The sequence below is a fragment of the Polynucleobacter sp. JS-Mosq-20-D10 genome (genome assembly GCF_018687755.1).
Lineage (GTDB): Bacteria > Pseudomonadota > Gammaproteobacteria > Burkholderiales > Burkholderiaceae > Polynucleobacter.
Map to the genome: position 1 here is coordinate 528,424 of NZ_CP061305.1, position 23,905 is coordinate 552,328.

General features: G+C 45.6%; 21 protein-coding genes, 1 other RNA gene, 1 pseudogene and 1 riboswitch. Of the genes and pseudogenes, 13 read left to right on the forward strand and 10 right to left on the reverse strand.

Annotated features, from left to right (window positions below):
- Window position 1: 1 nt before the first annotated feature.
- Window positions 2–1,156 (reverse strand): LPS export ABC transporter permease LptG, encoded by a 1,155-nt coding sequence (gene lptG / locus FD967_RS02785; protein ID WP_215326603.1) that lies wholly within the window; start codon window positions 1,154–1,156, stop codon window positions 2–4.
- Window positions 1,153–2,268, reverse strand: a complete 1,116-nt coding sequence (gene lptF, locus FD967_RS02790) for an LPS export ABC transporter permease LptF (RefSeq protein ID WP_215326604.1) — start codon at window positions 2,266–2,268, stop codon at window positions 1,153–1,155. The genes lptG and lptF overlap by 4 nt, the downstream gene beginning before the upstream one ends.
- A gap of 124 nt (window positions 2,269–2,392) precedes the next feature.
- Here lptF and FD967_RS02795 point away from each other — a divergent pair, with 124 nt between their 5' ends.
- The 6 genes from FD967_RS02795 to FD967_RS02820 all read left to right on the forward strand — a co-directional run bounded on the left by FD967_RS02795 (window position 2,393) and on the right by FD967_RS02820 (window position 9,372).
- The gene (locus tag FD967_RS02795) at window positions 2,393–3,988 is read left to right on the forward strand and encodes a leucyl aminopeptidase (RefSeq protein WP_371819316.1); all 1,596 of its coding nucleotides are present in this window, start codon (window positions 2,393–2,395) and stop codon (window positions 3,986–3,988) included.
- Between the two features lie 3 nt (window positions 3,989–3,991).
- On the forward strand, window positions 3,992–4,456 hold the full coding sequence (locus FD967_RS02800; RefSeq protein WP_215326608.1) for a DNA polymerase III subunit chi: 465 nt from the start codon (window positions 3,992–3,994) through the stop codon (window positions 4,454–4,456).
- 19 nt (window positions 4,457–4,475) lie between these two features.
- Window positions 4,476–5,273 (forward strand): prolipoprotein diacylglyceryl transferase, encoded by a 798-nt coding sequence (lgt, locus tag FD967_RS02805; protein ID WP_215326609.1) that lies wholly within the window; start codon window positions 4,476–4,478, stop codon window positions 5,271–5,273.
- 158 nt (window positions 5,274–5,431) lie between these two features.
- Window positions 5,432–6,706, forward strand: coding sequence for a malonyl-CoA decarboxylase (locus FD967_RS02810; RefSeq protein WP_251369079.1), 1,275 nt, complete (start codon window positions 5,432–5,434; stop codon window positions 6,704–6,706).
- 107 nt (window positions 6,707–6,813) lie between these two features.
- Complete coding sequence (locus FD967_RS02815) at window positions 6,814–7,809, forward strand: tripartite tricarboxylate transporter substrate binding protein (protein ID WP_215326611.1); 996 nt, start codon at window positions 6,814–6,816, stop codon at window positions 7,807–7,809.
- Between the two features lie 39 nt (window positions 7,810–7,848).
- A complete protein-coding gene (locus tag FD967_RS02820) occupies window positions 7,849–9,372 on the forward strand; it encodes a malonyl-CoA synthase (protein WP_215326612.1) in 1,524 nt (507 codons plus the stop codon).
- Between the two features lie 18 nt (window positions 9,373–9,390).
- On the opposite strand, the gene FD967_RS02825 is transcribed toward FD967_RS02820, so the two are convergent.
- From FD967_RS02825 to FD967_RS02860, 8 genes and pseudogenes are all read right to left on the reverse strand, one after another.
- Complete coding sequence (locus FD967_RS02825) at window positions 9,391–10,209, reverse strand: sulfite exporter TauE/SafE family protein (protein ID WP_215326613.1); 819 nt, start codon at window positions 10,207–10,209, stop codon at window positions 9,391–9,393.
- A non-coding RNA gene (gene ssrS / locus FD967_RS02830) (6S RNA) lies at window positions 10,210–10,428 on the reverse strand. It abuts the gene before it with no gap.
- Between the two features lie 99 nt (window positions 10,429–10,527).
- Window positions 10,528–10,758, reverse strand: a pseudogene (locus FD967_RS10820) (cell division protein ZapA); the annotation flags it as partial.
- Window positions 10,733–11,017 (reverse strand): hypothetical protein, encoded by a 285-nt coding sequence (locus tag FD967_RS02840; RefSeq protein ID WP_215326615.1) that lies wholly within the window; start codon window positions 11,015–11,017, stop codon window positions 10,733–10,735. The pseudogene FD967_RS10820 and the gene FD967_RS02840, both read right to left, overlap by 26 nt.
- A gap of 51 nt (window positions 11,018–11,068) precedes the next feature.
- Window positions 11,069–11,830, reverse strand: a complete 762-nt coding sequence (locus FD967_RS02845) for an ABC transporter ATP-binding protein (RefSeq protein WP_215326616.1) — start codon at window positions 11,828–11,830, stop codon at window positions 11,069–11,071.
- Window positions 11,827–12,804 carry an iron ABC transporter permease gene (locus FD967_RS02850; protein WP_215326617.1) on the reverse strand — a complete coding sequence of 326 codons (978 nt, stop codon included), beginning with the start codon at window positions 12,802–12,804 and terminating at the stop codon, window positions 11,827–11,829. Before FD967_RS02850 ends, FD967_RS02845 begins: the two co-directional genes overlap by 4 nt.
- Window positions 12,804–13,709 carry an ABC transporter substrate-binding protein gene (locus tag FD967_RS02855; RefSeq protein ID WP_251369080.1) on the reverse strand — a complete coding sequence of 302 codons (906 nt, stop codon included), beginning with the start codon at window positions 13,707–13,709 and terminating at the stop codon, window positions 12,804–12,806. Before FD967_RS02855 ends, FD967_RS02850 begins: the two co-directional genes overlap by 1 nt.
- 3 nt (window positions 13,710–13,712) lie before the next feature.
- The gene (locus FD967_RS02860; protein WP_215326618.1) at window positions 13,713–15,701 is read right to left on the reverse strand and encodes a TonB-dependent receptor domain-containing protein; all 1,989 of its coding nucleotides are present in this window, start codon (window positions 15,699–15,701) and stop codon (window positions 13,713–13,715) included.
- 147 nt (window positions 15,702–15,848) lie between these two features.
- Window positions 15,849–16,064: riboswitch (cobalamin riboswitch) on the reverse strand.
- Window positions 16,065–16,135: 71 nt separating this feature from the next.
- Here FD967_RS02860 and FD967_RS02865 point away from each other — a divergent pair.
- The 7 genes from FD967_RS02865 to FD967_RS02895 all read left to right on the forward strand — a co-directional run bounded on the left by FD967_RS02865 (window position 16,136) and on the right by FD967_RS02895 (window position 23,886).
- Window positions 16,136–16,753: a Crp/Fnr family transcriptional regulator gene (locus tag FD967_RS02865; RefSeq protein ID WP_215326620.1), complete on the forward strand. Its 618-nt coding sequence runs from the start codon at window positions 16,136–16,138 to the stop codon at window positions 16,751–16,753.
- A 210-nt stretch (window positions 16,754–16,963) separates the two neighbouring features.
- Window positions 16,964–18,673: an oxalyl-CoA decarboxylase gene (gene oxc, locus FD967_RS02870; RefSeq protein ID WP_215326622.1), complete on the forward strand. Its 1,710-nt coding sequence runs from the start codon at window positions 16,964–16,966 to the stop codon at window positions 18,671–18,673.
- Window positions 18,674–18,729: 56 nt separating this feature from the next.
- Window positions 18,730–19,980, forward strand: a complete 1,251-nt coding sequence (gene frc, locus FD967_RS02875) for a formyl-CoA transferase (protein WP_215326623.1) — start codon at window positions 18,730–18,732, stop codon at window positions 19,978–19,980.
- 242 nt (window positions 19,981–20,222) lie between these two features.
- Window positions 20,223–21,470, forward strand: coding sequence for a formyl-CoA transferase (frc, locus tag FD967_RS02880; protein ID WP_215326624.1), 1,248 nt, complete (start codon window positions 20,223–20,225; stop codon window positions 21,468–21,470).
- Window position 21,471: 1 nt separating this feature from the next.
- On the forward strand, window positions 21,472–22,404 hold the full coding sequence (locus FD967_RS02885; protein WP_215326625.1) for a methionyl-tRNA formyltransferase: 933 nt from the start codon (window positions 21,472–21,474) through the stop codon (window positions 22,402–22,404).
- A gap of 360 nt (window positions 22,405–22,764) precedes the next feature.
- A complete protein-coding gene (locus FD967_RS02890; protein WP_215326626.1) occupies window positions 22,765–23,253 on the forward strand; it encodes a pyridoxamine 5'-phosphate oxidase family protein in 489 nt (162 codons plus the stop codon).
- Window positions 23,254–23,640: 387 nt separating this feature from the next.
- A complete protein-coding gene (locus FD967_RS02895) occupies window positions 23,641–23,886 on the forward strand; it encodes a hypothetical protein (RefSeq protein ID WP_215326628.1) in 246 nt (81 codons plus the stop codon).
- Window positions 23,887–23,905 lie beyond the last annotated feature (19 nt).

Sequence of the window (23,905 nt, forward strand, 5' to 3'; positions counted from 1 at the left end):
ATTAAGCTCTAGATACCCAACGTAAACCCACCATCGCCAAAATGAAATACAGCAATGGAGGTGTCAGAGCAGTAAGCAATGTCGGCCATGACCCCAAAAGCCCTACATTTGAGAAAAGCGAGTTGAAGAGTTGGAAACTCATACCCAGCATGATGCCGCCAAAGACCTTAATGCCAACGCTGCCAGCCCGAACTTTTAGGTAAGCAAATGGCAACGCCAGTGCCAGCATGACAAAAATCGTAAATGGATAAATTACTTTTTTCCAAAAGGCAATGGAGTGCCTTTGTGCATCTTGTTTGTTATCTCTCAAATGTGAAATGAAGCGACCCAAACTCAAGATCGACATTTTTTCTGGGCTGACTAAAAGTACGCTCAAAATTTGTGGGGTGACTTCAGAACTCAGGCTGATAATCGGATGCACAAAAGTTTGCGCTGAATAGACTGGGTTGAGTGGATCCGCTTGCTTACTTTCCTTAAAGCGAGTTTCGGTGACGTCATCCAGAATCCAAGTTCCAGTTTGATCAAAGCGTCCAGATGCGGCGTTCCGAATGGAGAGTAGGCGATAGGCATCATCAAACTCATACATGCGGATATTTTTGATTTCGTTATCCTGCTCAATTTTGCCAACGTTGACATAGCGAACTCCTGGCCTAATTGGTCCACCACCGTCCTCATCACGTAAGCGATCTTTTACCCACACCCCAGTTTTAAATTGAGAGCTATAGGATGAGCCCAAAGCCTTCATACGAATTTGATCAGACAGGTTTTCGGTGTAAGGTCCAAGCCATTCACTCATCATGAGCGTAACAATAATTAAGGGTAGTGAAATCTTCGCTAGGGTAGTTAAGCCCCTACGCATATCCAATCCAGCAATACGTAAGATAGTGAACTCAGATTGACTTGCCAGCATCGCAAATACATAGATGCTTCCAATCAAACCAGCGATGGGAATAATTTCAGAAATGCGGCTTGGCGCTTTCAATAAAACATGCAGCAATGCTAGTGGCAAGGTGTATTGACCCCTAACTGAGCCAAGCTCACTGAGGATGTCAAAAAATAAGAACAGTGTGACTAAGGCAAAGAGAATGAAGCCAAAGGCAGCATAAATTTGCCTAGCTAGATAGCGTTCAAAGATATAGGGAAATAGGTATTTCATCTATTAGCCAAGAACGAAGGTAGTTGACGACGCCACCACTTCAGGGATGGATTAATACGATTACGAATGAGTAAAAAAGCGATGCCAAAAGCGAGGGCGTGTATAGGCCAAGCCGCCACTAAAACATTCACCTTGCCTTGCGACACAAAGTTTTGCGTGAGGTTTAAGAGGTTACTGTAAATAAGGTAAATCAACACCGCATAAAACATTGCCGTGTAATTGCCCAGCCTTGGATTGACATAGGCAAGCGGGATTGCAATTAACACAAGCCCAAGCGCCATTAGTGGTAATCCGATCCTCCACAGTAATTCAGCATGATTGGGATTAACGGTGGCTGCATTGGGATCATTTAACAACTCAGATACGGATTTTTCGCGATCGCGTGGGGCGGGATCGAGCGCGCTCTTGTTTTGGATGTTGGTGCTGTATTGGACGAACTCTAGAATCCTAAAATCAGGCTGCGTTGGCACTCCTTCGTAGCGCCGGCCATTATTGAGTACGATAGATTTGCCGCCCCCCTCTGCATTCTCAATAAATCCTGTAGAGGCAACGGCGACACTCAGGCGACCATTTTTGGTTTCTGCGGCAAAGATATTTTTCACTTCGCTTTTATCAACATCTAACTCTTCAATGAAAAATACGCGCTCGGCTTTGGCCGACTCTCTAAACTGACCTGCAGCAACCATAGAGACATCACTTCGTTGCTGAAAGCGCTGGCTGATGATGGTGGATTCACGGTTAGCCCAAGGCCAAACAAAGAGGGCTAAAAGGGCAATGATAACGATTAGCGGCGCTGCAAAGCGCAGGATGGGTCGAATGAGGCTGGCAATACTGAGACCGCTAGCAAACCAAACAATCATTTCTGAGTCTTTGTACCAGCGCACTAGCACCATGAGAACAGCCACAAAGAGGGAAACAGTCAAAAGAACGGCCATATAGCCAAGAGTGGCCAGCGCAATCAGGACGAGAGCATCCTCTGGATTAACGGCACCATTGGCTGCAAAGCCCAGAATGCGGATAACCAGAGTGGTAATCATGATGGTAACTAGGACCAAAAAAACGCCACCAGTCGTAAAACTGAGTTCGCGGCGAAGGGCTTGGTGAAAAATCATGAATAAGTGGGAAGTTCACTGTTATTGGCTCACTCAAGATGTGAACCTTCATCTCGGAGGATAATGGATAAACACCCATTTTTTCCCTTGAATTGACTTAAAAATACCTCAAGACATCATGACTATCCAATTTAGTACCAAAATTTTCGCGCAAGCCGATCTGAATAACCCTAAGCAATTAAAAGCAAGCCTAGCCACTTTATTGGCACAGAGCTCCGACTGCTTAGTTTTAGCTTATTCAAAGGCGGACTTAGATGCTCTAGCGAGCACCAAATCCAAATCTGGATTTTTAGTCGAATTGGATCGTCTGCTCGGTGGTTCTGTCACCCATGCTCATCTTGTTGGTGACCTTGATATTCAGCAGGCCTCTACCTGTGTGATTCGTGCCGAAAAGTCTTGGGCCTCATCTGGAGTGAAGGTAAAACGCATTCTCTTGGTATCTTTGAGCGACATTGCTCCGGCTAGTGCACGCAGTCTGAGCTCATACTCAAAAATTGCGCGCGCCGCATTAAAGCAGCTCAGCGGTGGCTCCATTCAAAATGCTTTGTGGTTTATTCCGAGTTTCGCTTTGGGTCATCGCGCAGAGTTCATAGCTGAAGAAGTGCGCTTGACCATTCAGTATGCTGGTGACCAGGCATATCGCTTTGGGGTTCGCCAACCGGCGATGAAGTTCAAGGCCAAAGATAAAGCAGATACTTTTAACCATCTCATTTTTGCAGGAAATGATGCTTGCGCTAAGGAGCTCAAGGCTGCAGTTCCAGAGGGTGCTGCAATGGTTGAGGGTATGAACTTAGCTAAAGACCTAGGTAATTTGCCTCCCAATATTTGTACGCCAACTTATTTAGGTAAGGCAGCGCAAGGCTTAAGTAAAAAGACTGGATTAAAGGTTGAGGTTTTAGGTCGTAAGCAAATTGAAGCCCTAGGTATGGGTTCATTTTTATCTGTAGCCCAAGGTTCGGATACGCCGCCACAATTTATTGTGATGCGTCACCTCGGTGGCAAAGTAGGTGAGGCTCCGATTGTGTTGGTGGGCAAGGGCATTACCTTTGATACTGGCGGCATTTCTCTGAAGCCTGGTGAGGCGATGGATGAGATGAAGTACGACATGTGTGGAGCTGCATCTGTGATTGGCACAATGTATGCAAGCGCTTTGATGAAGTTGAAAAAGAATGTGATTGGCGTGATTCCTACTTGTGAAAATATGCCGTCTGGCCAAGCTACCCGTCCAGGTGACATTGTGAAGAGTATGTCGGGGCAAACAATTGAGATTCTGAATACCGATGCTGAAGGTCGCTTGATCCTATGTGATGCCTTAACTTATGTTGAACGCTTCAAGCCTAAAGCGGTGATTGATGTAGCCACTTTGACTGGTGCCTGCATCATTGCATTAGGCCATGTCCACAGCGGCATGTTCTCTGATGACGAGGGTTTAATCAATTCACTCACGAAGGCAGGTCATGCCTCTTTAGATACTGTATGGCGCTTGCCTTTGGATGCAGCCTACCACGAGCAGTTGAAATCGAATTTTGCCGATGTGGCCAATATTGGTGGACGTCCAGCAGGTAGCGTGACTGCAGCCTGTTTCTTATCGCGCTTTACCGAAAAATATAAATGGGCTCACTTAGATATCGCCGGTACTGCTTGGAAGAGTGGCGCTGCCAAAGGCTCAACTGGACGCCCAGTCCCTTTGCTCGTGAATTACTTGCTAGAGCAAAAGTAATTCATGGCTCGGATCGATTTTCATAGCAACGTGAGCGATAAGCTGGAATACGCTTGCCGCTTAACGCGCAAGATCTGGAGTGCCACTTCCGTTGGCGAGCCTGTACGCAATATCGTGATGGTGGGCGAGAAAGCGGATCTCAACAAGTTGGATGAACTGCTCTGGGCATTTAGTGCAACGGACTTCTTGCCACATTGTTTTATTGAAGATGAGTCAGCAATGGATACGCCTATTTTGCTGACAGATGATTTTCTGTCGCCTGCTTTGCCCCACCTTCCTCATGCAGATGTTCTGATTCATTTGGGAATGCGTATGCCTTCTGACGTTCCAGGTTTGCTTGCCCGCTTCCCTCGCATCGTTGAGGTTGTGACCATTGATGAAGCAGAACGCCTTGCTGGTCGTGAGCGTTATAAAGCCTATCGTGACTTAGGTCACGAGTTGCATAACTTCGATCAATCTAAAGTGTGATGATTATTCGCCTCTCAGCATGTTGATTCATCCCGAATTTGATCCTGCCGTCATTCGCATTGGCTCATTTGCCATCCATTGGTATGGCTTGATGTATCTCTTGGCATTTGCTCAATTTTTATTACTGGGTCGTTTGCGTATACGCGCTCCGCAATACCAGTCTCTGGGATGGTCATATAAAGACCTCGAGGATCTTCTATTTGCTGGCGTCCTAGGCGTAGTGCTTGGTGGACGTTTGGGTTACACCCTGTTTTATATGCCAGGCTACTACTTCGCCAATCCTTTGAGTATCTTCAAGATTTGGGAAGGCGGGATGTCTTTTCATGGTGGGCTCTTGGGTGTGTTGCTTGCTTTGCTCTGGTTCGGCTATCGTCGGAAGGTTTCATTCTTTGTGGTGAGCGACTTAGTCGCGCCATTAGTTCCATTTGGTTTGGCATTTGGTCGCTTGGGTAATTTCATTAATGGCGAGCTGTGGGGAAGGCCGACAGATTTACCTTGGGCTATGGTTTTCCCAATGGTGGACTCTATTCCTCGTCATCCCTCTCAGATTTACCAGTTTCTTGGTGAGGGTATTTGCCTGGGCATCATTCTCTGGATTTATTCCAGTAAGCCGCGCAGAGTAGGGCAGATTTCAGGCTTGTTTTTGTTAGGTTATGGTGTTTGTCGTTTCTTGGCAGAATTTGCTCGAGAGCCTGACGCCTTCTTGGGGCTCTTGGGTTTGGGGCTTTCCATGGGTCAGTGGCTTTCTGTGCCCATGATCGTTTTCGGAATTTACCTTATAGTGAGAGTAAATACGAAAACAGGCGCTTATCAGTAGTTAAAAATCATTTTTTTGGGTCTTTTGTAGTTAATTTCCCCAAATTAACTAGATCCCTCGAAAAAGCATTGAATTTTCACTGATTCTGCCTAATTTCAGACCATTTCTACCCTAATCGAAAGAAATCCATGCTGGAGAAGCTCACTAAAGCTCGAAATTTGTCTAAGGCAAATAACGCTATTAAGCGCCTGATATCGGAGCGAGGAGAATCGAATGCGCTTAGCATGGCCGATGATGTAGTTAACAACTACCGTAAGTTGTCAAAAGATCAATACGTTTCATTTTTTACTTTTTTGTTTGAGAAGCTCAACCCTCAAGCCGATGCAGTACTGAAAGCGGCGCAAAATTTTGTAGCTGACTCTAGTGCACGTAATTACATCCAGTTGCAAAAAGTTTCTGAATCTCCTCGTCAAGAATTCTTCCGCCGCTTAAATCGCGCCAGCCAGGGTACTGCGGCTGTAGTACAAATGCGCCGTGATTTACTGCAGCTCTTAGATAAAAAACCTGAGTTGGCTGCCGTGGATTTCGATATGCGCCACTTACTTTCTTCTTGGTTTAATCCAGGGTTTCTGAAAATGCATCAGGTTGACTGGAAGTCCCCTGCCGAGGTACTTGAGAAATTGATTCAACATGAGGCCGTTCACGCCATTGATGGTTGGGATGATTTGCGTCGCCGCCTGCAGCCTGACCGTCGTTGCTTTGCCTTCTTTCATCCACAGCTTCCCAGTGAGCCCCTCATTTTTGTGGAGGTGGCGCTCCTACCTGAGATTCCAACCGTGATCACACCATTGGTTGATAAAAAAGCAGAAACAGTTGATCAGGCATCCCAATATAAAGTTGCCGTTTTTTATTCGATTAGTAATTGCGAGTCTGGACTGCGTGGTGTATCGATGGGTAACTTTTTAATTAAGCGGGTGGCCGAGCAATTACATGCAGAGTTCCCGGGGATAAAAACCTTTGTGACTTTGTCGCCTATCCCAGGGTTGATGGATTGGGTAGCTGCTGGTGCGAATTTAGGTGACGGCGTGCCGGCCGATAGATTGAAGCCGAACCTGAAGGTGGCGCGCGATGCTGCTTTGGAGGTGCTGGGACTCGAGAGCCAATCTTGGACTGAGCGATTGGCGGGCGGGTGGCACCCCGATCTAGCCTCCGAGAAAGAAAAAACGGCTTTATTGAGCTTGGCGAGCATGTATTTGGGGCTGGCCTCTACTGGGCGCGATGGCAACCCAGTGGCGAAGTTTCATTTGGGTAATGGTGCCAAATTGCATCTGGTGAACTGGGCAGGCGATCTATCACGCAAAGGGCTGCGTCAATCCGCTGGCTTGATGGTCAACTACCTTTACGACCTTGGAAGTGTGGAGGACAACCATGAGCGCTTTGCCAATGGTGAAATCGTCTATTCCAGGGCTGTAGGCCGCCTAATGACTCCCTAGTGTTTTCCCTTGTGCGGACTTTTGCAGCAAGCCTTAAGTGCCCTTAAAATGGGCGCTGTAATTATAAATATGAAGTCAATCATGAGATTGATACAAAAGGAGACGAAATGTTTAGTCAAAAAAACAAGTCAGTATTTTCTTTGAGCATGCTTAAGAAAGCAGCTTTTTTAGTCTGCGCTGCCCCTCTCGCTGTATTTGCTCAAGAGTGGCCAGCTAAACCCATCACTTTTTTAAATCCGTTCCCAGCTGGTGGTGGAACAGATGCTTTCGCTAGACCATTAGCAGCTCAATTAACAGAGCAAATGGGCAAGCAAGTCATTATCGATAACCGCGGTGGTGCAGGTGGTACCGTTGGTGCCTCAGTTGCTGCCAAGGCTGCTCCAGATGGTTACACCTGGTTCATCGGCGCTACCCACCACACTATTGCGCCTTCGATGTATAAAAACTTAGATTACGACATCGAGAAGAGTTTTATTCCGGTTGCGATGATTGCTAACGTGCCTCAGGTCTTAGTGGTTAATCCACAGCGTGTGAGCGCACGCAATGCTAAAGAGTTCATTGAGCTCATGAAGAAGAATCCAGGTAAATACAATTTCGCTAGCGCGGGTAGTGGCACAGTCCATCACCTAGCAGGTGAATTATTTAAGATTCAGACAGGCACCTTCATTACTCATATTCCATATCGTGGTGCTGGCCCAGCAATGAATGATTTATTGGCTGGACAGATTGACTTGGAGTTTGATGGCCTTGCTACTTCTGCCCCACAAATCAATGCTGGAAAGTTAGTGGCAATTGCTTTGGCTTCAAATAAGCGTTCCCCTGCGATTCCGAATGTGCCTACTTTCAAAGAGGCTGGCTTACCCGACTACGAAGTGTCTACCTGGTACTCCATTTTTGCTCCAGCCGGTACCCCTAAACCGATCGTAGACAAAATGATCGTTGAAGTACAAAAGGCCCTAAATACACCGAAGCTCAAATCGATCTGGGAAAAGAATGGTTCTGACACCCCTAATTTGTATGGTGAAGCGTTCGGTAAGCAGGTTCGTGCCGACGTAACACGTTGGTCTTCAGTGGTTAAGAAATCTGGCGCTACGTTAGATTAATTTGTAACCGGTTTAATTGTTTGGTTTTTTGAGGCTCGAATGAATTTATATTCTTTATTGGAAACAGGTTTTCCAAAAGATAAGCAGGCATGTGCATTAGAAACGCATGATGGTTTGTACTACTCCTGGAGTGATCTGGAGCGTGCGACTTCCAAGATGGCAAACCTCCTTAAGAGCCTCAAATTACCCGCTGGATCTCGTATTGCTGTTCAGGTTGAAAAGTCACCTGAGGCGCTCTTTCTGTATCTGGCTACTGTAAAAGCGGGTTATGTTTATTTGCCCCTGAATACCGCCTATCAAGCGGCGGAGATTCAATACTTTTTGGAGAATGCGGAGCCTGCAGTGGTGGTTTGCAGCAGCAAAAATTTCTCTTGGGTCTCTAAGGTTGCTTTCAAGGCGGGCACTAAGCACGTCTTTACTTTGGATGAAGATCGTAAGGGCACTTTGCTGCAGCGTGCTGCTGGTCAAAGCGATCAGTTCAAAACCGTTGCAGTGAAGGATGATGATCTAGCAGCTATCTTGTATACCTCCGGTACGACCGGTCGCAGCAAGGGTGCAATGCTAACCCACAAGAACTTGGGAAGTAATGCACAAGTGTTGCAGAAGTTTTGGGGCTGGAAAAAAGGCGATGTCTTGTTACATGCGCTCCCAATCTTCCATGTACACGGATTGTTTGTGGCAGCGCATGGAGCATTAATTAATGGCAGCAAAATGATTTGGTTGCCACGCCTAGACACTGCGCAACTCATTCATCACATGCCAAATTCGACTGTGATGATGGGTGTGCCCACTTTCTACGTGCGCCTATTGGCAGATAAAAACTTTAATAAGAGCGTTACGCGTAACATGCGTCTGTTTGTGTCAGGCTCTGCGCCATTGCTCACAGAAACATTTAATTCTTTCAAAGAGGTGATTGGCCAGCCAATTCTTGAGCGCTATGGCATGAGTGAAACCGTGATGCTCGTTTCAAATCCATATAAAGGCAATCGCGTAGGTGGGTCGGTCGGCTTGCCTCTACCCGGCGTCAAAGTGCGTGTCGTGAATGAAAGCAATAAGCCTTGCGGTCTTGATGAAATTGGCAGCATTCAAGTGAAGGGCCCGAATATATTTAAGGGCTACTGGCGCATGCCAGAAAAAACTGCAGAAGAATTTACTAAAGACGGCTGGTTTAAGACGGGTGACGTTGGTCGCTGGGGTGGTGATGCTAATGGCGGTAAAGCGCCTCAGGATTACCTCTGTATCGTTGGTCGTAGCAAGGATTTAATTATTTCTGGTGGCTACAACGTTTATCCAAAAGAGATCGAAAGTTTCATCGATGATATGGATGGAGTAGATGAGAGTGCTGTAATCGGTATTCCACATCCTGATTTTGGTGAAGCGGTAATGGCGGTAGTGGTGCCAAAAGCTGGCGTCAAGCTGGATGCGCAGACTATGATCGCAACACTAAAAACACAAATCGCAAATTTTAAGATTCCTAAGCGTTTAGAGATTGTTGCTGACTTACCTCGAAACGCAATGGGCAAGGTTCAGAAGAATATTCTGCGTCAGCAATACACTAGTTAAGAGCAGTAAGAGAATCTCTTAAAAACCAAATGCCTTGCGGCTTTCATTAAACATGAAGGCTGCAAGCATAAAGAGCATTGCACCAAAAATGCGTTTGAGTTGAGCGACATTGAGTTTCCTGGCCATCTTTGCGCCTAGTGGAGCGGTAAATATACTCACCGCCACAATACAGAGTACCGCTGGAACATAAACAAACCCAAGTGAACCTTCGGGAAGGTTTGGATTACCCCAACTTCCGTACATGTAGCCGATCGTTGCTGCAGCTGCAATCGGAAATCCTAGACCTGAAGAACTAGCCATCGCTGTATGTGGCTTGACGTTGCACCAAAGCATAAATGGCACAGTAATAAATGCCCCGCCTGCACCTACTAAGCTTGCAATTACACCCGTTAGCGCTCCAAATGAGAAAAGACCAGCAGCACCGGGCAATTCTCGCCCGGCTGCAGGCTTTTTATTGATGATCATTTGAATGGAGGTATAGACAATAAACATGGCGAAGAATAGGGATAGCCAGGAGGTGTTGATTGCCTCAAAAATCTCACTACCACCTATAAGGCTTCCAATGACTAGGCCGGGACTGAGTGCTGCGACTAACTTCCAATCAATAGCGTTGTGTTTGTGATGCGCCCAGATGGCTGAGGTGGTGGTAAAGAGTATGGTTGCCATGCCAGTTGCGATAGCCATATGTACGATGACGTTTTGGCCAAACCCTAAATGATTGAATACCACAATCATGAATGGCACCAAAATCATGCCACCTCCAATACCTAAGAGGCCTGCTAGGAAGCCCGATATGCTCCCACACAACATCAGCATGGCGATATCGGCTATTGACATGAATTCCCCGCCTTAGCCGCTAGGCCGTCATCCTGAACCCTAAGGTTCAAGGTGGAACGGCTACTCTGCTTTGGGTGCATTAAGAAATTCAGGGAGTGAACAGCGCGAGGCTGCCACTGTGAAAATTCGAAACGCTCACGCCCACAGTGTAAAGATCGTTCCTGATGCTTGCGCATCGGTTCAAGGAACTATTGGCCTTGGCGAACCAGGCAGGGAAAGGGTTTGCATCAGGGCATCTACTTGATCTTCCAGAGCATAAATTTCATTCTGGAGTCGAGTAATTTCTTCTGAATGGGGGTTAGATGAACCCCTCTGTTCGGAAGCAAGTTGAGATGCAGTTTGTAATTTAATGAGGTCACCTGCAATTTTTAGTGCAGCCATCATGCTTGCACGCTCAATGCTACGATTGCCACCATTAATTGCCAGTTGAATTTGCTCATCAACTAATGTGCATGCTGCACGAAGCAATGGCTCATGCTCAGTACTCGTGGCTAAAGTAATTTTTTGACCGGCGAGGGTTACTTCAATGCGTTGTTGGCTCATTGCCATCCTCTGGATTGGTTGGTGTCACAGGCTCACTGAGTAAGTTCAATTGACGCCCATCACTCTGCTCTGGCAGACGACTTAAAATATGCTGAACCCGTTTTTGTGCATCCTCAATCTTATTCTCAAGTTGGACGCGATCCTGATGCAGTGCTTTTACAGCATCAGAAATCAGCTGAATTTTTCCAGCCAGCCTCTCCAAAGACGCGGCTATCGGGTCAGATTCAGTAGAGTCGCCTGGGACATGAGGGATGTGCTCGGTCATATAGGCATTGTAGCCTTAGGGAAATGCTTTGTGAAACCCCCGATTTTGGGCTTAGTTCGGTAGAGTCACCCAATCACTACCAAGCTTTTCTAATCGAATACGGCCATCAAATAGTGCAATCAGGGCTTGATGGGTTGCGGGATCTTGGCTGGACCCTTGAAAATGCAGTTTGCCTTTATTGAGCATGATCACATGGTCAGCCCGGAGCGCAAAATGAATCTCATGCAAAACGGTCACCAGGGTTTTGCCTTGCCGCAGTAAATTGCCTTGCCATTGCAAAAAATCAGCTTGATGAGGTGGGTCTAAATTGGCGAGGGGTTCATCCATTAGAAGAACATCGGAATCCACAGCGAGAAGGCGTGCCAATAAAGCCCGCTGACGCTCTCCTCCGGATAGTTGCTGCAATGGGCGATCACGTAAATGCCAGGCATCCGCATGTTGGAGAGATTTCTCAACAAATGAGTGATCAGATTCTGAGGGTAGATGCAGCCATCCTTGATGAGGTATGCGTCCCAACATCACAGTCTCGTAAACGCTGAGGGAGTCTCCAAGCTCATCCGGCGCACTCGAGCCTTGATCAAGCCAGGCAATTTTCTTGGCAAGATCTTTATTGGCAAATGTAGATAGATCCACCCCGTCAATTGTGATTGAGCCATCCCACTTGAGTAAGCCAGCTATCGCTTGTAGAAGGGATGATTTACCCACGCCATTAGGGCCAATAACACTAGTCCATTTTCCCTGAGGAATATCTAAATTTAAATTAGAGAGAATCGCACATGGACCTCGATATATATTGAGCTGGTGGGTTTTCATGTGCGCGCCTCAAGGGATGTTCGCCTTAGCAGCACCAGCAAATAGAGGCCACCTAAGACTGCAGAGACAAGCCCAACAGGGATTTCAATTGGAGCGAAGAGGATGCGTGCAATTAGATCTGAACTCAGCAGTAAGATTCCGCCACCTAGGCAGGAAAATAATAGTTGCACTCGTTGTCTTCCACCAGCCAGCTTTCTAACTAAGTGTGGTGCAGCTAGCCCAACAAAAGCTACTAAGCCAGTTTGAGCAACAGCGCAACCTGTCGCAAGAGCGAGGATGCCAATCAATGCCAGACGTAGTTGATCTAAAGGTAGGCCTAAAGTGCGGGCCGTATTTTCACCCAGCGACAGAGCATCCAGTACAGGGCTAATGATGAGTGTGACAAGCAAGCAAAGTGCTAGTGCGATCGCCATCATCTCTACGCCAGACCAATTAAGAAGAGTTGTATTACCCAACATGAATGACTGAATACTTTGAAAGAGATCGGGGCGAATGAATGTGAATAAAGAGTTCGCTGCTCCCAAGATCACGCTGATGACCACTCCCGACAATAAGAGGCGCAAGGAACTACGGTAGCCGCCCGCCAAAAGTAACGAGGCCAGCACACCAATTAACGCTCCAAGAAATGCACCACCATTAAGACCAATCAGTTCTAGCCAAGTGTTTCCAAGATAGCCAAAGCAAAGGATGCTAGCAACCCCAAGTAATGCTCCTGATGCACTACCCAATAAATAAGGGTCAGCCAAAGGATTGCGAAAGAGGCTTTGAGCAATACCGCCAGCAAGCCCAAGTAAGGCACCTGCAAGGTAAGCCCCCAATGACCGTGGCAGTCGAATATCCAAAACAAGGGCTTGGTCAGTTTCAATGAAATTCCAGCTGGCACCAGTACTACCAAGTAGGGTGCCAAGCAGCACTAAGACGGCACTGAAAATAAGCAGACCGGATAGCTTTCCAAGAAAATAATTTTTTTGCATTATGGAGATGATGACATCTTCTCTTGTATGCAGGCGGAGATGATGAGGGCAGCCTCTCCCATTCGGGGCCCAGGGCGAACTAGGATATCTTTTTGATCATCCTTAAACACGCAAATTCGATTCTTAGAAACTGCTGGAATCGAACTCCATCCAGGACGCTTCTGAATATCAGCAATAGTAGATTCGGTGAGGAGGATGACATCAGGTTTTGCCTTAACCACAAATTCAGGATTGATTTTGGGAAACGGTCCGAGACCTTTTGGAATGATGTTGACTAAATTCAATTCGGTCAGAATTTCTCCAATAAAAGAAGTGCTTCCAGCGGCAAACGGCGCTGGATTGACTTCAAAGTACACGCGAATATTTTTATTACCTGAAGATAGCTGTTTACCAGCACGCGTGATTTCTTTTTGAACTTGATTCCACACGCGAGGGCTCTCAGATGTGCCTAGCAAGAGATCTAGTTTCTGAAGGGCGCGTTCCTCGTCGTGCATGGATTTCACATCCAATGAAAAAGTCTTAATTCCCAACTCATTTAGTCTAGCGACCACTGGAGAGGCTTTTTCCAGCAGTACGACATCTGGCTTGAGTTGCACGATACGCTCGATATTAATGTCACCCATTCCGCCAAGCTTAGGCAAGCCCTGAATTGATTGAGGCCAATTAGAAAATCGATCAACACCAACCAAGGTGCTGCATTTTCCTAAAGCGCAAACAGACTCAGTGAGTGATGGTAGAAGACTCACAATGCGCTGTGGCGTCTTATCAAAAACCACCGCAACCTCTCGATCATCAATCACTGAAACTGGCACAGCAAAAGTGGCTAAGGAAAATCCAAAACAAAATACAGCAAATCCGACCGCTAAATAGCGTGTGCGGGTCGAGATCTGCATAAATATTTCCATGAGTTACTTCATTGTGTAGCGAATACCCGCAAAGATGCTAACTCCTGGGGGATTCCAGCCATAGTTAAGTTGATAGTATTTATTAAAAATATTGTTCACTCTGCCAAAAAAAGTCCAGTCTTTAGTCACGGCATAACTTGCATAGCTATTAAATAGCGCGTATCCCCCAAGTCCATGCTGTCCGCTATCGTAACGTCTACCTACAGCCGTACCATTAATGGTTGCTTGCCATTTACTATTTTGATAGCCAAACTCTAGGTTTCCGGCCTGGCGAGCGCGTAGTGCCAAAGTATTTCCGGTTAATTGATTAATTGGATTCATTTGATCAAAAGAGCCTTTTACCGAAAAGTCATTCAGACGAGCGGTGCTCCCAAGTGAAAGTCCGCTAATTTTAGATAAACCCACATTTGCTGCGCAACCATAATTTGGCGGAGAATTAATTTGGGTATCAGTACAAAGAGGGGGCGTGGATGCGTAAGTAATCAGATTTTGTACAGTGTTGTTATACACGACTACATTTGCATCCATCTTTCTAGATTCATAATATATACCGCCTTCGGTATTTTTACTTTTTTCTGGCAATAGACTTGAATTTCCGTAGTTTGCTAAGTAAAGACTGCTGAAATCAGGTGCTCGAAATCCCGTTCCATAATTAACATTTGCTCTTAAGTTATTAGTAAGAAAGTAGCCGTATGAAATGTTGCCGGTATTCTGGGCGCCCCAACCAGTAAAGTAATCTCTGCGAGCAGAAAGATTTATTAAGTTGGAATCTCTTTTTAATGAGTATGCTAAGGCACCAGAATTAATATTGCGGTCCTGACTCATCGTAGTTGGCGTGCTATTGGGCCCACCCAACCCAGTGGGGTCGTAATAAGAGAGCGCATAAATACTTTGCGTTCTTCGCTCAAGTAGAAATTGCAGGGCATCCTCACCTAATTTGAAATCGTTTTGCCACGTATAAATATTTTGCTTCGTATTGTTTGGGCTTGAAACTAGTTGAACTGTTTGATCATTTTGAAATGAAGTGCTCAACTGCATTCTGCTATTCCATGTTTCAGTAATCTTGTCATTCGAGTACAAGGAATATTGACCTATTTGACCGATTTGTTGACCTATCAAAGCAGTTCCATTTATCCCATCGGCAAAATAGTCTTTTCCTGGTAACTGATTATTTAGTTTGCTTTGGAAAAATTGAATGCCGATCTCATGCCCAGCCTCCCATTGTTGGCTAAGTTGTCCTGTAGCGCCAACCTTGCTGTACCCAGTTCGCTCCCCTGGGTAACCATTAAATAATGAATAAGATGGACCATGATTATTTCCCGCTCCAGCAACACTTGGATATCCCATTGAGAGTTCTTGACTCACACTTAATGAATATCGAATAGGCTTTTCCCCTTCCGTAGCCCCATAAAGACTGGCATCACTAATCGATGTTCCATAACTTCCGTATCCTGTGGATGCACTTAGCTTAAGAGGGCCTTCACCCTTTTTGGTGAAAATTTGAATTACTCCGCCAATAGCATCGGCACCATAAATGCTACTTTGTGGCCCATAAATAATTTCAATGTGATCGATTAAAGATAGCGGAATGTTTCCCCAAGTGGGTCCTCCCATATATGACTGCTCTGATCGAATGCCATCGATTAAAACGATACTTTGACTATTGCTGTTACCTCTCAGAAAAACAGATGAGGCAGCGTTCCCGCCCCCCGAGGCAGTTATTTGAATCCCTCTTTGTTGTTGAAGAAGTTCAACCAGAGTAGTTTGTGCTGCCTGTTGAATTTCTTCCGGCCCAATATATACGTTGTCAGCAAGTACATCTTTAGCTGGTGTGGGCGTTCTTGTAGCCGTCACAATGATTGGATTCATTGGATTTGGCGAGTTTGCTACCGAAACTGTTGGATTACTTTGAGCAACCACTGCTGTGTGGAATGTTATTACTGAGCCGCAAAGAAGAGCGACAAGTATTTTGCTGCTGAACTGCTGTTTCATGATGAACCTTCTGCCTTCGAATCACCTAGCTCACTTCCCCGTAAGCTGGGTCGAACAGAATTTCACATTGTGAGAGTTCAGGCGTCAATTGGGCACCATGCTAGCTTGGCAGGGGATGCTTCATTGGCGCGCGAAGGTCCCCGTCCGCAAAATTCCACCTGTCTTGGCCGGTATCCGGGCTAGTAAACATCAGAATCTGGCCTTCCCATGCAATTGACGCGCACAGTGGCTTCTTCAGACTCCTGACACCTTAACTTTGAGGTTAGGGTGCATTTACTTACCGTTGCGGGGGCAGCACACGTTTAGTGTTTCCCGTTTAACTTCATTGCATTGCAACAAAGCACCACGACGTTTCAATTCTATCCTATCAATAAGGGTTAAACCGTTTTGAATACCAAAAAAGTCTACAATGTGCCCTCTAGGAACAAGGATTCATGACAGCATTAGACAAGCACCCCGAAAAAAACCTGATTCGTTTGCAGTTGAGCCAAAACTCGGTGTTAAAAACCTTAGATCCTGAAGCGATGGTTGATTTAGAGCGTCATTTAGTGATTTCAGACCTCAAAAAATCAGAAATCCTGCTCCATCAAGGTGACCATCAGATGGAGCAATATTTCGTTTTAGATGGGATTTTGAAGCGAATTGTCTCTAGTGCGGACGCAAAAGAAATGATTTTGCGTTTCGCCATCGAAAAAGATATTGAAACAAGCTATGCGGCTTGGCGCCTCAAGACTGCGGCCCCATACAGCATTGCTTCGGTAACCAAAGCGCGGGTCGCCCGTATGCCCCTTAAAAAGTGGGCTGAATTTCTGGATGCCCATAAGCCCCTTAAAGAGAGTTTTGAGTTTGAAGTGATGCGCTTAATGAGTGAGATCATGGCGCACACGATCACCCTGCATATGCTGGATGCTCCGGGCCGGGTAGAGCGTTTTTTACGTAAATACGAAGACTTGTTTGAGTTACTCCCAAAAAAAGAGTTGGCTGCCTACCTGAACCTCTCTCCAGAGACATTGAGTCGCCTTAAAACAAAGCATAAAGAGCTCTTTGTCTAGAGAGCAGGTCTAGATGTTTCTAGATTTCAGGGGAAATTGACCGAAGTCAATGATGAACCCGATCCCAGAGCCTAAGATTCATATTAGCCTTAACGGGAGAGCTTTTATTCCCCATGGCACTACTAATAACTTAATTGGAGACAGTTGGCGAAAGCTAAATTGCACTGAGCGTGCTTTACGTTCGGGCGGTGTAATGAACTATAAATTTCTATGACAACAGATAATCAAAATACCCAAGTCACTGATGGTTTTCATCTCGTCATCGATGCTTTAAAAGCAAATGACTTAGACACCATTTTTGGTCTCGTTGGTATTCCAATTACCGACTTATGCCGTTTGGCTCAAGCTGAAGGTTTGCGCTTCATTGGTTTCCGTCATGAGCAGCATGCTGGCAATGCTGCAGCGATTGCAGGTTACATGACTCAAAAGCCTGGTATTTGCATGACTGTATCAGCGCCAGGTTTCTTGAACGGATTAACAGCATTGGCAAATGCCACTGTGAACTGCTTCCCAATGATTTTGATTTCTGGCTCAAGCGAGCGCGAGATTGTTGACTTGCAGCAAGGTGACTACGAAGAGATGGATCAGCTCAATGCAGCCAAGCCATATTGCAAAGCGGCATACCGTATTAATCACATTGAAGATATCGGCATCGGTTTTGCGCGCGCAATTCGCGCAGCTGTTTCTGGTCGTCCAGGCGGCGTCTACCTAGACTTGCCAGCACAGCTGTTAGCTCAAACAATGCCTGTTGAAGAAGCTAAGAAATCGATCTTCAAAGTAATCGATCCAGTTCCACGTCAAATTCCTGCGGCCGATGCTGTAGAGCGTGCATTGAATGTCCTAAAGGGTGCCAAGCGTCCATTGATTTTGTTGGGCAAGGGAGCTGCTTATGCTCAAGCCGATGCGGATATTCGTACATTGATTGAAAAGTCCGGCATTCCATATTTACCAATGTCGATGGCTAAAGGTTTGTTGCCAGACAACCACCCACAATCTGCTTCTACAGCGCGTTCGTTTGTATTGGCTGAGGCTGATGCGGTGATGTTGGTTGGTGCGCGCTTGAACTGGTTGCTTGCGCACGGTAAGGGTAAGACATGGGGCAAAGATCCTAAGAAATTTATTCAGATCGATATTCAATCAAATGAAGTGGATAGCAACGTACAAATCGATGCCCCATTGATTGGCGATATCGGCTCTGTTGTTGGTGAGCTCTTGAAAGGCATTGCTTCAGTTCCAAAGCCTTCTGCTGAGTGGATCGGCGCGATTAACGAGAAAAAAGATAAGAACTTGGCGAAGATGGCTGAGACATTAGCTAAGGAAGCCTCGCCAATGAACTTCCATGGCGCTTTGCGTGCCATTCGCGATGTGATCAAAAAGAACCCAGATGTGAACTTGGTGAACGAAGGTGCAAACACGCTCGACTATTGCCGCGCAATTGTTGATATGTACAAACCACGTAAGCGTTTTGACTCTGGCACTTGGGGCATTATGGGTATTGGTATGGGCTACGCCATTGGCGCAGCCGTAACGAGCGGCTTACCTACAGTTGCAGTTGAAGGCGATAGCGCATTTGGTTTTAGCGGTATGGAGTTAGAAACTATTTGCCGTTACAACCTGCCAATTACTACAGTTGTGTTTAACAACAACGGTGTTTACCGTGGTACTGACGTGAATCCTACTGGCGGTGCAGATGTGGCCCCAACAGTATTCGTGAAAAATGCCCGTTACGACAAAATGATTGAGGCGTTTGGCGGCGTTGGTTACTACGTAACTACCCCGGCGGAGTTAGAGGCTGCATTGACTAAAGCGATTGCTGAAGGCAAGCCTGCTTTGATTAATGCTGTGATTGATGAAACTGCTGGTACCGAAAGTGGACGCTTAACTAACTTGAATCCATCGACTGCTGCTGGTAAGAAGTAATATTTTTTTGAACTAAATTGAGTAATAAATAAGCAATACTTTAAGGAGAATCAAACATGACTAAACCATTAGACGGTATTCGTATCATCGATTTCACACACGTACAAGCTGGTCCTGCATGTACTCAGTTGTTGGCTTGGTACGGTGCTGACGTAATTAAAGTTGAGCGCCCAGGCTCTGGCGACGTAACTCGAAGCCAGTTGCGCGATATTCCAGGTGCAGATGCTTTGTACTTCACTATGTTGAACGGTAATAAGCGCTCATTGACTTTGGATACTAAGACTCAAGAAGGTAAAGAAGTTTTAGAGAAGATGATCAAGACTTCTGACGTCATGGTGGAGAACTTTGGCCCAGGCGCTTTGGATCGCATGGGTTTTAGCTGGGCGCGTATTCAGGAATTGAATCCAAAGATGATCATGGCTTCTGTAAAAGGCTTTAGCGATGGTCACTCATACGAAGACTTAAAAGTTTACGAGAACGTTGCTCAGTGTGCTGGCGGCGCCGCTTCTACAACTGGTTTCTGGGATGGTCCTCCAACAGTTTCTGCTGCTGCTTTAGGCGACAGCAATACTGGTATGCACTTAGCCATTGGTATTTTGACTGCATTGATGCAGCGTCAAAAAACTGGCAAGGGTCAAAAAGTATCTTGCTCAATGCAAGACGCTGTATTGAACTTGTGCCGCGTGAAGTTGCGCGACCAGCAACGTTTGGACAAGATTGGTTACCTCGAAGAGTACCCACAGTACCCACACGGTACATTCTCTGACGTAGTTCCACGTGGCGGTAACGCAGGTGGTGGCGGTCAGCCAGGTTGGGTGTTGAAGTGTAAGGGTTGGGAAACAGATCCAAACGCTTATATCTATTTCACAATTCAAGGTCATGCTTGGGAACCTATCACTCGTGCGATCGGTAAGCCAGAGTGGGCAACTGATCCAGCGTACATGACAGCGGAAGCTCGCCAGGACAAGATTTTTGACATCTTCGCAACAATCGAAGAGTGGCTCAAGGACAAGACTAAGTACGAAGCTGTGGACATCCTCCGCAAGTTCGATATTCCTTGCGCACCAGTTCTGTCAATGAAAGAATTGGCTAATTCACCTGACTTGCGTAAGAGTGGCTCTATCGTTGAAGTGGATCACAAGGTACGTGGTAAGTACTTGACTATCGGTAGCCCAATCAAGTTCTCTGATTTGGAAATCGAAGTGGGTCCATCACCAGTCTTGGGTGAGCACACGAATGAAGTATTGGCTGACCTCGGCTATAGCGCTGATGACATCGCTAAGTTGCATGCAGCAAAAGCAGTTTAATAACGATTAGTAGTATTTGTATTGGCTTCAAAGGCGCCCCTTGTGGGCGCCTTTTTTATGCTTTGTTAGTAACAAAGAACCCTTGCCTGCTCTTGAAAAAACCCTAAGTCTTTAGTCAAATGGCTATTCTTGGGCATTAATCACTAAGATGTCCAATAAATAGACATCCCGTATTGCACCATAATCCGGCGCTGGTAAAATTGCCCCAATTCAAAATTTTATCTTTATTTGGGACTTAAATCATGGCAAAAGCATTAGAAGGGGTCAAGGTTCTTGACTTCACACACGTTCAATCTGGCCCTACTTGTACTCAGCTGCTCGCTTGGTTTGGTGCCGATGTAATCAAAGTAGAAAAATCTGGTGAGGGTGATGCTACTCGTGGCCAATTGCGCGACATCCCGGATGCGGATAGTTTGTATTTCACAATGTTGAACCATAACAAGCGCTCAATTACAGTGAATACTAAAACCCCAAAAGGTAAAGAAATTCTAGAGCGCCTGATTAAAGAGTGTGATGTTTTAGTTGAGAACTTTGCTCCTGGCGCATTAGATCGCATGGGTTTTTCTTGGGAGCGAATTCAGGAACTTAATCCAATGATGATCATGGCCTCAGTAAAAGGTTTTGGTCCTGGCCCTTATCAGGACTGTAAAGTTTATGAGAACGTAGCACAGTGTGCTGGCGGCTCAGCATCGACCACAGGTTTTGATGATGGTCCTCCGATGGTGACTGGCGCGCAGATTGGTGATAGCGGCACTGGATTACATTTAGCTTTGGGTATCGTTACAGCTCTATATCAGCGAACACACTCTGGCCGTGGTCAAAAAGTATTGGCAGCGATGCAAGATGCTGTATTGAATTTATGTCGTGTGAAGCTACGCGACCAACAGCGCTTGGAGCGTAACGGTTTGATGCAAGAGTACCCACAGTTTCCAAACGGAGAGTTTGGTGAATCCGTGCCCCGTGCTGGCAATGCTTCTGGTGGCGGTCAACCAGGCTGGATTGTGAAATGCAAAGGTTGGGAAACAGATCCAAACTCCTATATGTACGTAATCGTACAAGCCCCAGTTTGGGAGGCAGTCTGCAAAGTGATTGGTCGCGAAGATTGGATTACCGATGTGCGTTTTGCATCACCAATGGCTCGCTTGCCACATTTGATGGAAATTTTCGGTGAAATTGAAAAATGGACGATGACTAAGACCAAGTTTGAAGTCATGGATATTCTGAATAAATACGATATCCCTTGCGGCCCAATTTTGTCTATGAAAGAGATCGCAGAAGAGCCAGCATTGCGTGCAACTGGAACTGTGGTTGAAGTAGATCATCCAATTCGTGGCAAGTACCTCACTGTAGGCAATCCAATCAAGATGTCTGACAGCCCAACTGATGTGACGCGTTCACCATTATTAGGTGAACATACTGATGAAATTCTGAGTGAACTGGGTTACTCAACCGATGAGTTGATCGCTCTACGCCACGATAAGGTGATTTAATATGCGAGTTGCGCTGATTGGTAGTGCTGATTTTGGTAAGGCAGCCTTAGAGGCTTTTTTGGATCGTGGCGATGAAGTCGTTGCCGTCTTTTGTCCGCCTGATAATCCAAAATCGACTAAGCCTGAAGTGCTGAAAGAGGCCGCAATTGCAAAGGGTTTAGCGCCTTTGCAATTTGCTTCTCTCAAAGGCCCGGAGGCAGCGCAAGCGATGATTGAAAGCAAGGCTGATATCTGCGTCATGGCTTATGTACTGCAGTTTGTTCCGCAAGAGCTTTGTAAGATACCAAAACACGGCACGATTCAATATCACCCATCACTACTGCCGAAATATCGCGGTCCTAGCGCCATTAACTGGGCGATTGCTTTGGGTGAAGATAAAACAGGTCTAACTATTTTCCGTCCATCTGATGGTTTGGACGAAGGCGAGGTGATCTTGCAAAAAGAGGTTGTGATTGGACCTAATGACACTTTAGGTAAGGTGTACTTTGATCATCTTTTCCCGGTTGGTATTAAAGCATTGCTTGAAGCTGCAGATCTAGTGGTTGCCAATCAGCATCAAGAAGTTGTTCAAGATGAATCTAAGGCAAATTATGAAGGTTGGTTTGGTGTTGATGCCGCTCAAATTCATTGGGCTACCCATATTAATCAGATCTACAACTTGATTCGCGCATCTAATCCGGCACCAGGTGCCTGGACTAAATTTGGTGAGCAAAAAGTGCAGATCTATGATTGCCATAAGCATGTAGTGGCTACCTTCGGTGCTGTTAAAGGTAAGCCTGGCGAAATCACCCAAATTACTTCGGACGCATTCTTCGTAGCTTGTCATGGAGGGCAGATTGAGGTCCTCAAGGCAAAAGGCGCTGCAGGGAAAGTTACGGGCGCCCAATTGGCTAAAGAGTTGAACTTAGAGCTAGGTCAGTTCTTTACACTGTAATTTTCTTGCCATTCACCAAATCAATGGAATCCCAGCCCTATAAGGAATGAAGATTTGGCGATTATTAGCTGTGAGTAGGAAAGCAGAAAAACCTCTCACTTATCGCATCCTCTAATGTCTGCTTGACCATTCTGATCTTCAGGGTGTTTAAAGATTAAAAATAAATAAAGTACTTTAGTGGGCCGATACTTTAGGTAAGGTTCATCACCTTACCACTTGAACTTTTAGCTCTCTGTCCTAATTACCGCATAAGATCATTTTTATTGGATATGTTGGTTAACGCACTGTTTTTTCTGGGCGATTCTTTAGAGTGATCGGTGGATTCACTTATCTACTGTAAACACTAAGGAGTCGGTTTGAATGGACAAGATCAAAGAAAATAATTTATATGATGTGGTTAAGGATTTTGATGACGCTATGTTAGTCACACATAGCGCTCGCGGAATTCATGCAAGGCCCATGGCAATAGCGCGACTTGATGAAAGTATGATGGCTTACCTCTTAACTGATATGAACTCTATTAAGGTTGAAGAGATTCGCGCCAACCCAAATGCTTTGCTCACCTTTCAAAGTGCTAGAAAATTTGCCACGGTGAGTGGTGAATTAACCATAGATGGTGATCGCACCTTAATTGAGACGCTGTGGAAAGAAATCTGGAAGGTATGGTTTCCAATTGGAAAATCTGACCCAAACATTGCATTGCTGAAATTTACTCCAAGCGAAGGGGAGTTTTGGAACAACGCAGGAATGCAGGGGTTTAAATACGTTTATGCCGCTGCCAAGGCTTATGTATCTGGGGAGAGGCCAAAAACAGATGCTGAGCAGCATTCCAAAGTGAATATAACCTAAGGGGACCTTGGGCCGACGCTAACCCAGTGATTAAATCTTCTGGCTATCAATCAAGCGTGTTTTGCTCAGCTTGGAGTTAGCCAGGTTTTCTCTTTATAGATTGATTGCGATCGAATAATTACATCCTACCTTAGTACTCTAATGCGCCATTTCTATGTTCGATAACGAACAAAAGTAACTACTATTTATGATATAAATATTATTATTAATAATAAAAATTTTACTTTTTAAATATAAAAGTTATTCTCGATTCTTCTAGGTGAATACCCCTTAGGGGAATACGATTCGAGTATGTCCAAACCCTGTTTTAAGTACCTGCATTTCTCCGACTCCATTAGGAGAATAAATAAGCGTTATAAGTTAACTGAATATAAGCGGGTCATAGTCTTGGAGGCTGTTCTTACTGCCTATATGGAAGGTGTGACCCTCTCAGTCTTGGATCTCATACTGATGAAGGAAATCGCCTCCCAAGCAACCCTGCATTCAATCGCAAAGCTATTAATTGACTCAAAACTGATTAAGACTGATATATGTAAGGAAGATGCACGGCGCAAATACGTGTCACCAACTAAGTTGGGGATCTCTTGGCTCAATGAATGCTCAGAAGCGCTGACTTCAGCCCATAAAAAATGATTTTTTTATATAGAGCATG